The 11,711-nt window shown below is 69.2% G+C and carries 10 protein-coding genes; 7 read left to right on the forward strand and 3 right to left on the reverse strand.

Features of this window, described 5'->3' with window-relative positions; all coding sequences use genetic code 11:
• Positions 1-56: 56 nt before the first annotated feature.
• The 3 genes from G7043_RS41880 to G7043_RS41890 are packed head-to-tail and all read left to right on the forward strand — an operon-like array spanning position 57 to position 2,739.
• The gene (locus tag G7043_RS41880) at positions 57-641 is read left to right on the forward strand and encodes a DNA-binding protein (protein WP_166054288.1); all 585 of its coding nucleotides are present in this window, start codon (positions 57-59) and stop codon (positions 639-641) included.
• 28 nt (positions 642-669) lie between these two features.
• Positions 670-1,326, forward strand: coding sequence for an RES family NAD+ phosphorylase (locus G7043_RS41885; RefSeq protein WP_166054289.1), 657 nt, complete (start codon positions 670-672; stop codon positions 1,324-1,326).
• Between the two features lie 54 nt (positions 1,327-1,380).
• Positions 1,381-2,739, forward strand: coding sequence for a hypothetical protein (locus G7043_RS41890; protein WP_166054290.1), 1,359 nt, complete (start codon positions 1,381-1,383; stop codon positions 2,737-2,739).
• Here the strand turns inward: G7043_RS41890 and G7043_RS41895 are convergent.
• Positions 2,729-4,588: a S9 family peptidase gene (locus G7043_RS41895; protein WP_166054291.1), complete on the reverse strand. Its 1,860-nt coding sequence runs from the start codon at positions 4,586-4,588 to the stop codon at positions 2,729-2,731. The genes G7043_RS41890 and G7043_RS41895 overlap by 11 nt on opposite strands.
• An 89-nt stretch (positions 4,589-4,677) precedes the next feature.
• On the opposite strand from G7043_RS41895, the gene G7043_RS41900 reads away from it, so the two are divergent.
• Positions 4,678-5,886, forward strand: coding sequence for a metal-dependent hydrolase family protein (locus tag G7043_RS41900; RefSeq protein ID WP_166054292.1), 1,209 nt, complete (start codon positions 4,678-4,680; stop codon positions 5,884-5,886).
• Positions 5,887-5,955: 69 nt separating this feature from the next.
• Here G7043_RS41900 and G7043_RS41905 read toward each other — a convergent pair whose 3' ends face one another.
• Positions 5,956-6,954, reverse strand: coding sequence for a TerC family protein (locus G7043_RS41905; RefSeq protein WP_166054293.1), 999 nt, complete (start codon positions 6,952-6,954; stop codon positions 5,956-5,958).
• 356 nt (positions 6,955-7,310) lie between these two features.
• Between G7043_RS41905 and G7043_RS41910 the strand changes: the two genes are divergently transcribed.
• From G7043_RS41910 to G7043_RS41920, 3 genes are read left to right on the forward strand one after another with little or no spacing between them, the layout of a single operon-like run.
• Positions 7,311-10,142: an alpha/beta fold hydrolase gene (locus G7043_RS41910; RefSeq protein ID WP_166054294.1), complete on the forward strand. Its 2,832-nt coding sequence runs from the start codon at positions 7,311-7,313 to the stop codon at positions 10,140-10,142.
• A complete protein-coding gene (locus G7043_RS41915; RefSeq protein WP_166054295.1) occupies positions 10,135-10,386 on the forward strand; it encodes a hypothetical protein in 252 nt (83 codons plus the stop codon). Before G7043_RS41910 ends, G7043_RS41915 begins: the two co-directional genes overlap by 8 nt.
• Complete coding sequence (locus G7043_RS41920) at positions 10,383-11,309, forward strand: ABC transporter permease (RefSeq protein ID WP_166054296.1); 927 nt, start codon at positions 10,383-10,385, stop codon at positions 11,307-11,309. The genes G7043_RS41915 and G7043_RS41920 overlap by 4 nt, the downstream gene beginning before the upstream one ends.
• Here G7043_RS41920 and G7043_RS41925 read toward each other — a convergent pair.
• Entirely contained in the window at positions 11,306-11,698 is a 393-nt protein-coding gene (locus tag G7043_RS41925) for a VOC family protein (protein WP_166054297.1), read from the reverse strand. The two genes, G7043_RS41920 and G7043_RS41925, sit on opposite strands and share 4 nt — an antisense overlap.
• Positions 11,699-11,711: the final 13 nt, after the last annotated feature.

The raw sequence follows: 11,711 nt of genomic DNA on the forward strand, positions 1-11,711 counted from the left end.
CTGCTTAAGCCGTTCGTAGGGCGCACAAATGCGCACGCACGGGATATTCTGTGCGCATGAGTCCCGCACTGGAGACGGTGCTGGCCAAGGCCGGCCTGCAGGTGAGCCCCGACGAGTTCCTCGCCCTCGTGACCGATGCGGCGCGAAGGCTCGCTCCACCGCACCCGGAACCGGCCACCTACTTCACGCCCGACCAGCAGGCGGCGCTCACCGACGTCGGCCTGGACCTGTCCCCGATGGGCCCCGGCGATGCTCGCCCGCGCACCCGCACGGTCGTGGCGCACGCCGTGCTCCGCGACTCGGCGCTGACCGTGGCAGAGGCCGCGCGCCAGTTGCAGGTCGACACGAGCCGCATCCGGCACCGGCTCGGCGTCGGCAGGCTCGTGGGCTGGAAGGACCGAGGCAGCTGGCGGCTGCCCGCGTGGCAGTTCGCGGGCACCGGCGTGCTGCCGGGCCTGGAAACCGTGCTGACGGAGATCCCGTCAGACCAACCGGCACTCGTAGTCGCCGCCTTCATGACCACCCTCCAGGAGGACCTGCCCGTCGACGGCTTGCCCGCGACTCCGCGCGACTGGCTCCTCGCCGGAGGAGACCCGCGCCGCGTCGCCGACCTGGCCTCCGTGCTCGGCACCCCCGCCTGAGCGCTCCCGAACACCCGACAGGACCCGAATGTCACGGCTTCCGCAGCCGCCTGCCCCTGCCGTGCTGCAAGCACACCTGCGCCGCACCGAGGACGTGGTGGCGGTGCACCGGGCCACCCGCCTGGTGCGCGTGTTCACGGCCAAGGGCTCCCACCCCCAGCGCTGGAACACCTTCCGCTACACGGGCCCGCTGCCCCACGCCCGTTTCGACGCGCAACAGCCGGCCGACGACGGCGGCCCGGTCCAGGACCACGAGAACGGCGTCCTCTACTTCGGACTGTCCGTGCGCACGTCGATCGCCGAGGTCTTCCAGGCCACGTCGATCGTGGACCGCCGCACCCGCAGCCCGTTCCTCGTGGTCCTGCGCCCTCGCCGCACCCTGCGGCTGCTGGACCTCGGCGGTCTGTGGCCCACCCGCGTCGGCGCCTCGCAGGAGATCTCCACCGGGCCGAAACTGGTGACGCAGGCCTGGTCGCGGGCTATTCGGGCGGCTTATCCGGAGCTCGACGGGCTCTGGTACCGGTCGTCGATGGACTCCGGCGACCCGGCCATCTGCCTGTGGGACCCGCCGGGGGCTTCCGGTCTGCCCGCGGCGCCGGACGTGTTGCTGCCGCTGGATCACCCGGGCCTGGACCTGCCGTTGGCGCGGGTGTGCGAGGAGCTGAACTACACGCTGCTCGGCTGAGCGGGGGCCTGATGACCCTGGTAGGCCGATCGGCCGCATGGCTAGCCTGAACGGATGCGGTTCGCGATCGCCGGGGGTGGTGTCGCCGGGCTGGCCGCCGGCCTGGCGGTGGCGCGTGCCGGGCATTCGGCGGTCGTGGTGGAACGTGATCGGGTGACGGCGCAGGACCGGCCGCGGGACGCGTTCACCGTGGTGCGCAAGGGCATCCCACACTTCCAGCAGCCGCACACCTTCCTGCCGCGGGGCCGCAAGGTGTTGCGCGAGCTCGCACCGGACGTCATCGACACGCTGCTCGACGCCGGTGCCGAGGAGCAGGACGTCGCCGCGAAGCTGTCGGGGCCGCGGCAGCCGGGCGACGAGGACCTGGTCTACCTTTGGGTGCGGCGGCCGATGGTCGAGTGGGCACTGCGTCGCGCCGCGGCGGCCGAGCCCGGCATCGAGCTGGTCGCGGGCAGGCAGATCACGGGTCCCGCAGCGAGCGGGTTCCACCTCGACAACGGGGAGGAGATCGCCGCGGACGTCGTGGTCGACGCGCTCGGCCGGTACCGCTGCCCGCCTGGCTGGCCGCGCGCCGAGGCACGGCCCAGCGAGTGCGGCGCCATCTACTACTGCCGCTACTTCGCGCTCAATCCCGGCGCCGAGCACGTCACCGGGCCGTGGTTGCTCAACCCGCGCGGCGACCTCGGGTACATGGGCTTCAACACCTTCCGCGGGGACAACCGGACCTTCGCGGTGATCTTCCTGGTCCCGACCGCGGACCACGACCTGCGGGCGCTGCGGGACAACCGCGCGTGGATGGCGGCAGCCAGAGCGGTCTCCCCGCTGGACGTGATGACCTCACCGGACCACGCCCGGCCCATCACCGACGTCATGCCGATGGGAGGCCTGGCCAACATCGACCGCACCGCCGGATCCGGTGTGCCGGGACTCGTGCCGGTCGGCGACGCGTTGTGCCACACCGATCCCGCGTTCGCATACGGGCTGTCGTTCGCACTGGTGCACGCGCAGGCGCTGGGTCGCGCCAGTGCCGTGCACACGACACCGGCGGACCTCACGGAGGCCTATCTCGCCGACGTCGGCCCGGAAGCCCGCGCACGCCACACGTTCGCGCTGGAGACCGACGCGGCGCGCACGCTCGCCTGGAGCGGCACGCCCGTCGACCTCAGCAGCCGCGACGGCTGCTACCCGCTGTTCGCGTTCGCGGCGGCGCTGGCCGCGGCACCGCACGACGACCACGTGCTGCGCCGGACCATCGGCCGCATCGGCCTGCTCGACCCGGTTTCGGTGTTCGACACCGACAGCGACCTGCACGACCGCATCGAACGGATCTGGGCGGGGCTCACCCGCCCGTCCGCCGGACCGCCGCGAGAGCAACTGCTCCGGACCATCACCTCCGAGCTGGTCAGCTCTTGAGGTAGCGGCCCCACCACTCCAGCACCGCGTCGAAGCGCTGCCTGCGGTGCCGCGGCTGCCCCGACCGGGTCAGCTCGTGCCCCTCGCCCGGGAAGATCAGCATCTCGGCCTCGACCCCACGCCGCTTCAACGCCACGAACATGCGCTGGGCCTGCTCCAAAGGACAACGCCAGTCCTGTTCGGAGTGCACGACGGCGAACGGCAGGTTGATCTTCTCCACGTAGGTCAGCGGCGACATCACGCGCTGCGCCTCGGGGTCGGTGCCGCAGTAGGCGTCGGTGAAGAAGTAGCCGATGTCCGAGGAACCCGAGAAGGAGTCCCAGGCGTTGACCGCGCGCTCGCTCCAGGCGGCCTTGAAACGCTCGCCGTGGTGCGCGGACAGCCAGGACGTCATGAAGCCGCCGTAGGAGCCGCCCATCACGCCCACGCGCTCGGCGTCGCAGTCGGGGCGGGCCAGCGCGACGTCCAAAAGGGACAGCACGTCGTCGACGTCCACGGTGCCGAACTTGCCGATCACGGCCTGGCCGTGAGACTGGCCGTAGCCCGCCGAACCGCGCGGGTTCGGCAGCACGACGGCGTAGCCCGCCGAGGCGTAGACCTGGGCCTCGTCGAAGAAACCCCAGCTGTGGTACATGAACGGGCCGCCGTGCACCGCCATGACGACCGGGTGCGGGCCCTCGCCCTCGGGCAGCACCAGCCAGCCGTGCACCGGGTAACCGTCCGACGCCGAACCGGAAAGCTCCACGACCTCACGCGCGGACACCGACGAGAACGCCGTGCGCACACCGGTTCCGACGAACTCGACCTGGCCAGGGCTGTCCGGGGTGGACACCACGGCGACCACGGTGGATCCGTCCGTGGCGAACGAGCGAACCGCCGCCGAGGTACCGGCGAGCACCTCGCCGGGCCCACCGTCGAACGGAATCCGCCGCAGCTCCAACGCGCCGCGGTTGCGCACGACGAGCAGCACGCCCTCGGCATCGGCCACGGGCTGGCCCGAAAGCCGTTCCACGTCAACGGTTTCCGCGTCGGTGAGCCGGACCGGCGCGGAGCCGTCCAGCCCGGACCGCCACAGGCCGTGGTTGCGCGCCACCGCGTCGATCCCGGTGAACTCCGTGCCGAGCCAGTACAACGACGAGTTGGCGACGAACGGCATCGAGACCTCGCCCGCACCGCGCACGAACAGCGACACGGCGCCACCGGCAGCGGGCACGGAGTACAGGTCGCAGTGCAGCGTCTCGACCACACCGAGGTCGCGCGGCGCCACGAACACCAGCGTCGAGTCGTCGAGCCAGGCCGGGTCGGAGACGTCGTACGAGCCGTCGGTCACCTCGATGACCTCACCGTCGAGGGACACCACGTGCAGACGCGGGCGCCGGTCGGCGAGGAAGCCGACGTCGTCGAAGCGGTAGTCCAGGCGCGTGATGCGGCGTGGCGCCTCGGCCTCTGGGCCCTCGTCGGTCGTGCCGTAGCGACCGGCCTCGGGCACGCGGGCCACGAACGCGATGCGGGACGAGTCCGGCGACCACACCGGCGCACCGGCGCCCAGCGGCAGATCGGTCAACCGGCGGGGCTCGCCACCGTCCACCGGAGCGACGTAGAGCTGCGGCTTCGACTTACCGGAAACACGCAGGAACGCGACCGAACGACCGTCCGGAGAAATGCGCTGTGCATTGTCGCGATCACCGTGTGTCCACGGTGTTGTCGTGCCGTCCGGGAACACCCGGTGCAGTCCGCCCCGGTAGGTGTTCTTCTCGAGATCGGGCGTGGTGATGCTGACCAGCACCAGGTCTCCGGACACGGCGACGGTGCCGGGCGTGGTGAGCAGCTGCAGGTCTTCAGGGCGCACGGCGTGGACGCTAACAGAACTTGTTAGCAACGCTCATAACTGTTTGTTGACGGATCACAGAAATTGACTCGCGGCATAGATTTCCGCGTATGACGCGCATCGTGTTCTCTGGGGGCAGGGTCTTCACCGGCCGGGCGACGGAGCCCGGCGACGTGGTCGTCGAGGGCGACCGCATCGTCGACGTGGGCATCGGACTCGACGGTGACACCGTCGTCGACGCGACCGGCCACACCGTCCTGCCGGGGTTGTTCGACTGCCACGTGCACTTCATGTTCAGCGGCGCCGACCTGGTGCGGTCGCTGAACACGCCGTTCTCGCTGCCGTTCTACGAGGCGATCGGGAACATGAAAGCGACGCTCGAGTGCGGCATCACCACGGTCCGCGACGCGCTCGGCGCCGACCTCGGGGTCGCGGAAGCCGTGCGGCGCGGGCTGATCCAGGGGCCGCGCATGCAGATCGCGGTCAACATGGTGTCGCAGACCGGCGGCCACAACGACGACTGGATGCAGTGCGGCGCGCACATCTCACCCCCGCTGCACCCCGGCCTGCCGGACACCGTCGCCGACGGTCCCGAGGAGCTGCGCAAGGTCATCCGCACGCTGGTCCGCCATGGCGCCGACATCATCAAGATCGCGTCCAGCGGCGGCGTCATGTCACCGCGCAGCAACCCCCGGCACGCGCACTTCCGCGACGAGGAGATCGCGATGATCGTGCAGGAGGCGAACGCGGCGGGCATCGCGGTGATGTCGCACGCGATGAGCGGCGACGGCATCCTCACGGCCGTGCGCAACGGCGTGCGCTCCATCGAGCACGGCGTGTTCCTCACCGACGAGGGCGTCGAAGAGATGCTCAAGAACGGCACCTGGCTCGTGCCGACGCTGATGGCGCCGCGGATGGTGCTCGACCAGGCCGCGGCCGGCGTCGCGATCTCGGACGTCATCCTCGACAAGGCGAAGTCCGTGGTGGCGCAGCACTTCCAGGCGTTCCAGAAAGCCCACCAGGCGGGCGTGAAGATCGCGATGGGCACCGACTCCGGCGTCGGTCCGCACGGCGACAACCTGAACGAGCTCTCGCTGATGGTCGAGTACGGCATGTCGCCCGCCGAGGCGATCTACGCGACCACCGCGTCCGCCGCCGAGCTGATGCGCCTCGGAAACGAACTCGGCGAGCTCGCCCCTGGCAAGCTCGCCGATCTGGTCCTGGTGGAAGGCGACGCCGAACAACACGTCAAAGCCGGCACCCTGAAACAGGCCATCCGCGCCGTATACCAAAACGGCACCCCACTCGTCCAGGCTTAAAAGTCACGCGGGGACCCTACGTACTCTCAGACGGTACGAAAGGCCCCCGCGTGGCGCGAGAATCACCCGTTAGTGGTTGGCGCCCACGTGCTTTGCGGCCTCCGGGTCGCGCCGCACCTTGAGGAGGCTGGCGATCGTCGTGATCGCCAGCACGCCGATGATCACCGACAGCGAGACCTCGATGCCGATCGTCGGCACGTGGAACGGCTCGCCGCCGTTGAGGAACGGCAGGTTGTTGGTGTGCAACGCCTCGAGGATCAGCTTCACGCCGATGAAGCCGAGGATCACCGACAGGCCGATCGAGAGGTAGACCAGCTTCGCCAGCAGGCCACCGAGCAGGAAGTACAGCTGGCGCAGACCCATCAGCGCGAACGCGTTGGCCGTGAACACCAGGAACGGCTCCTTGGTGAGGCCGAAGATCGCGGGGATCGAGTCGAGCGCGAAGAGCAGGTCGGTGGAGCCGATCGCGACCATCACGATGAACATCGGGGTCACGTAGCGCTTGCCGTCGATCTTGATGAACGAGTTCGAGCCGTGGAAGTCGTCGGTGACCGGGAAAACCTTGCGCACCATGCGGAGCATGAGGTTTTCCTTGTACTCCTCTTCCTCGTCGTGGTTCTCCCGCGCCAGCTGCCAGCCGGTGTAGATGAGGAACGCGCCGAAGATGAAGAACACCCAGCTGAACTGGCTGATGAGCGCCGCACCGGCCGCGATGAAGATGCCGCGCATGACGAGCGCGAGCAGGATGCCGATCAGCAGCACCTTGTGCTGGTGGATCGCGGGCACCTTGAACGTCGTCATGATGATCAAGAAGATGAACAGGTTGTCGACGCTCAGCGAGTACTCGGTGATGTACCCGGCGAAGAACTCCGTGGCGTACTGCCCACCGGAGAAGTACCAGATGCCGAGCCCGAAGACGGCGGCCATCGCAACGTAGAAGATCACCCAGCGGGCGGCTTCACCGATCGTCACCTCATGGGGTTTTCGATCGACGATCACAAGGTCGACAGCGAGCAGAACGAGCAGACCACCGATCGTCGCGATCCACATCCATGCGGGGACGTTCACAACCCAACCTCCGGGATAATCAGCGCACGCCAAATGACCCGGAGGTCTCCTCCGCCGCCGAGATGATCTCTCGAACGACCGACGGCACCGGAAGCTCCACGCCGAGCTCCGTACTGACGACACCGCCGCTTAGGGAGTACTCCCCTCCATCCTGCGTGAATATTGTGCTCCACGAAGACCGGTTAGCGCCACACAGGGTGAGCAGACCCACGCAACCAGGTGCAACGGGAATACAGAGCGTGTCGTACGGGTTGAAACCGCCCGTAGCTGAAGCTCGGCTGAAGATCCACTCATGCTGAGACGGGGTCCGGATCCCGACAGGTCGTTCTCAGCAAAACTCGCATATCGTCATCACCGTGTCCCGCCTCTCCCGCCTTCGCGGCAGGTGGACGATCCCCGCATTGATCGTGGTTCTCGCCGTTGTCGCAGGTGGCGTGTACTTCACTCGATCCGGGGACGACCCCGTGCCCGTTTCCTTCAAAGAAGCGAACATCGACGCACCTGAGAGCCCCGACAGCGCTCAGACGGTGACGATCGAGACGCGTCTTTACCTCCCCCAGCAGACGCCCGCGCCCGCGATCATGCTCGCGCACGGCTTCGGCGGCAGCCTCCGCAGCGTGCACACCCAGGCCGAGGAGTACGCCCGGCGAGGCTTCGTCGTCCTGACGTGGTCCGCGCGCGGTTTCGGCCGCAGCACCGGCCAGATCGCGCTGAACTCCCTCGACCGCGAGGTCCGCGACGCCCAGAAGCTCGTCGACTTCCTAGGCACACGTGATGAGGTGCAGAAGGACGGCGGCGGCGACCCGCGCGTGGGTGTGACAGGCGCGTCGTACGGCGGTGCGTTGTCACTGCTGCTCGCGGGCGTCGACAAGCGTGTCGACACACTCGTTCCCGTCATCACGTACAACGACCTCGCGCAGTCACTGCTGCCGAACTCCGCGATGGCGACACCGCGCTCGGACGCCACGCCGGCCGCCACCGCGTTCGGCGAGGACGGCGTCTTCAAGCGTTCGTGGGCGGGCATCTTCTTCTCGGCGGGCATGACGTCGATCGACCTCTCATCGCCCACGGGTGAAGCGCCCGAGATGGGCCAGACCGAGGCGAACCAGCCCGCCACCCAGCAACAGCCGGGCGGCAACTCGGGCGCGGCGGGTCAGCCGCCGACGCCTTCGTTGGGCGCGTGCGGCCGCTTCACCCCCGAGGTGTGCACCGCCTACACGGAGGTCGCCACGACGGGCCGCGCGTCGCAGAAAACGCTGGAGCTGCTGCGGAAGTCGTCCCCGGTCGCGGTGGCCGACCAGATCAAGCAGCCGACGATGCTGGTGCAGGGCGAGCAGGACACCCTGTTCGGCCTCGACCAGTCCGACGCGACCGCGCGCCAGATCGCCGCGGCCGGCGGCAAGGTGAAGACGGTCTGGTACGCGGGCGGCCACGACGGCGGCAACCCCGGTACCGCACTGCGCGGTGAGATCGGCGACTGGATGGCGTTCCACTTGCAGGGCAAGGGAACCGACCCCGGCACGGGCTTCGAGTACACGGTGCAGGGCGCCTTCCGCTCGTCCGGCCAGCCCTCGCTGCGCACGGTCCAGGCGCCCGCCTACCCCGGCCTCTCCGGCTCCCCGACCGAGCGCAAGACGCTGAAGCTGAGCGGACGCGAGCAGGTCGCGGTGAATCCGGCGGGCGGCAACCCGGCGGCGATCAGCAACCTGCCGGGTCTCGGTTCCGCGCTGTCGCGGTCGTCGGCGATCTCGTCGCGACTGTCGATCGACCTGCCGGGCCAGGCCGCGGTGTTCACCTCGGACGCGCTCGACTCGCAGGTGCTGCTGACCGGTTCGTCGACGGTCCGGCTGCGCGTCGCGCGCGGTGACCAGACGTCCGGTGAGGCGATCCTCTTCGCGAAGCTCTACGACGTTTCGGCGGACGGCACCCGCGTGCTGCCCGGCTCGGCCGTCGCCCCGTTCCGCGTGGCCCTGCCGCCGGACGGTTCCGCCGCCGAGGTGACCGTGACGCTGCCTCCTGCCGTGCGTCCTGTCGAGAGTGAGCACAAGCTCGCGCTGGTGGTGTCGACGACGGACCAGGCGTTCGCGAACGCCGAACAGCCCGCCGCGTACCGCATCTCGCTGGCCTCCGACGAGATCTCGGTGCCGGTGGTGCCGGGCCGCAACGTGACGACCGGTTTCCCGACGAGTGCCCTGTGGGGCATCGCGATCGCGCTGCTGGTGCTGATCGGCGCCGGCATCGTCGCGATGTTCCGCCGCCGCCTCGCCCACGACTCGGACCCCGACCTGGCCGACGTGCCACTGGTCATCTCCGGTTTGACCAAGTCGTACCCCGGTGGCCTCACCGCGGTGAAGGACCTGTCCTTCCGCGTGGAGCACGGCCAGGTCCTCGGTCTGCTCGGCCCGAACGGCGCCGGCAAGACCACGACCCTGCGCATGGTGATGGGCCTCATCCACCCCTCCGAGGGCCACATCAGGGTCTTCGGCCACAAGGTGACGCCAGGCGCGCCCGTGTTGTCGCGCATCGGTTCGTTCGTCGAGGGTTCGGGCTTCCTGCCGCACCTGTCCGGCGCCGCGAACCTGCGCCTGTACTGGGCCGCGACCGGCAGGCCGCTCGAAGAGGCGCACGTCGAGGAGGCGCTGGAGATCGCGGGCCTCGGTGACGCGGTGCACCGCCGGGTGCGCACGTACAGCCAGGGCATGCGCCAGCGGCTCGCGATCGCCCAGGCCATGCTCGGTCTCCCGGACCTGTTGATCCTGGACGAACCGACCAACGGTCTCGACCCGCCCCAGATCCACCAGATGCGCGAGGTCCTGCGCCGCTACGCCGCGGCCGGCCGCACGGTGCTGGTGTCGTCGCACCTGCTGGCCGAGGTCGAGCAGACCTGTTCGCACGTGGTCGTGATGCACAAGGGCCAGCTCGTCGCCGCGGGCGAGGTGGCCGACATCGCGGCGGGAGGCGGCGAGGCGACGTTCCGCGTCGACTCCCCCTCGAAGGCAGCCGATGTCCTGCGGGGCCTCGAAGGCGTGCACGACGTGCACGAGGACGAGGACGCCGTGCACGCGTCGATGAACGGCGTCCCGCGCGCCGCGGCACTGTCCGCTCTCGTGGCGGCCGGTGTGGCGGTGGACCAGGCGGGTCCGCGACGCAGGCTGGAAGACGCGTTCTTGGAGCTGGTCGGTGAATGACTTCCTGATGGCAGCGGCGTCCGCCACGACGGACGCCCAGGCCGAGGCAGAGGTCCCCTCGTCGAGTGAGCAGACGTTGCTCGCCGGCGTTGGGGGACCCCTTGACTCAATTATCCCAGCCGGCACCGACAATTCCGGGCCCGCGGAGCACTCTCCCGCGAGCGTTTCGCCCACGGTGAAAACGGTGCTCACCGCGAACCCGAACCGCACGAAGGCGCCCGCACGGCAGGAGGTGAACCGGTGAACGAGCACGACGTCCACACCGACCCCGGCGCGATCACCGAGCTCACCGACGCGGCCGCCCACCAGCACACCAAGGTGGCCCCCGACGGCTCGGCGATCGGTTACAAGGCAAGGAAGACGCTGCGCATCCGAGTGGAGCTGCAACGGCAGATCCGCCGCAGGAGGACCCAGCTCGTGCTGGGCTTCCTGGTGCTGCTGCCGTTCATCCTCGCGCTGAGCTTCGAGATCGGTCAGTCCGACCCGAACCGCCGCTCCGGCGGCTTCGTCGACCTGGCCACCGCCAGCGGCATCAACTTCGTGGTGCTCACGCTGTTCGTGAGCGGCAGCTTCCTGCTGCCGATGATCGTGGCGCTGTTCTTCGGCGACACGATCGCGTCCGAAGCGTCGTGGTCGAGCCTCAAGTACCTGCTGGCCGCACCGATCCCGCGGCACCGGTTGTTGCGGCAGAAGGCGATCAGCAGCGGCATCCTCAGCTTCTTCGCCCTCGCCCTGCTTCCCGCGGTGGCGCTGGGAGTCGGCGTCGTCTGGTACGGCGCGGGCGAGGTCGTGAGCCCCACCGGCGAGGCGGCGCCGTTCGCCGACGGCGTGCTCGGGATGGCGCTGGCGGTCTGCTACATCGCGATCAACCTGTTCTGGGTCGCGGGCCTCGCGATGTTCCTGTCCGTGTCCACCGACGCGCCGCTCGGCGCGGTCGGCGGCACGGTGCTCGTCTCGATCCTGTCGCAGATCCTCGACCAGATCCAGCCGCTCGAAGACCTGCGCAACTACCTGCCGACGCACTACGCGATGGCGTGGGTCGACCTGCTCTCGACCGACATCGACTGGTCGGAGATGGCCCGCGGAACGTTCTCCGCGCTCGTCTACGGCGGCGTCTTCACGTTGCTCGCGGCACGGCAGTTCAAGACGAAGGACATCACGAGTTAGCTCACGCAGAACTCGTTGCCCTCGGGGTCGAGCATCACGACCCAGTGGCCCGTCTGGTCGTTGTGTTCACGCACGCGCGTGGCACCCAACCCGACCAGGCGGTCCACTGCGTCGAGGCCCGTGCGGAGGTCGAGGTGCATGCGGTTCTTCGCGGTCTTGCCCTCAGGCACGCGCTGGAACAGCAACCGCGGTCCCTTGCCGTCCGGGTCGATCAGCGCCGCGTAGTCGTCGGCGGAGTCGAACGGGATGTTGTTCTTGATCGCGAACTCCTCCCAGGTGGCGAACCCGGGAGGCGGCGGCTGGTGGACGTAACCGAGCGCCTGAGCCCAGAAGTCGGCGAGCTTCGGCGGGTTGTTCGCGTCGAACGAGATCTGGATTTCGGTAGCCATGACGCCACCGTAA

Source organism: Lentzea alba (genome assembly GCF_011067745.1).
In the GTDB taxonomy this organism is placed as follows: Bacteria; Actinomycetota; Actinomycetes; order Mycobacteriales; family Pseudonocardiaceae; genus Lentzea; species Lentzea alba.

Coding starts and splice junctions, on each gene's coding strand:
- G7043_RS41880 (WP_166054288.1), top strand. CDS start 57: ATGAGTCCCGCACTGGAGACGGTGCTGGCCAAGGCCGGCCTGCAGGTG.
- G7043_RS41885 (WP_166054289.1), top strand. CDS start 670: ATGTCACGGCTTCCGCAGCCGCCTGCCCCTGCCGTGCTGCAAGCACAC.
- G7043_RS41890 (WP_166054290.1), top strand. CDS start 1,381: ATGCGGTTCGCGATCGCCGGGGGTGGTGTCGCCGGGCTGGCCGCCGGC.
- G7043_RS41900 (WP_166054292.1), top strand. CDS start 4,678: ATGACGCGCATCGTGTTCTCTGGGGGCAGGGTCTTCACCGGCCGGGCG.
- G7043_RS41925 (WP_166054297.1), bottom strand. CDS start 11,698: ATGGCTACCGAAATCCAGATCTCGTTCGACGCGAACAACCCGCCGAAG.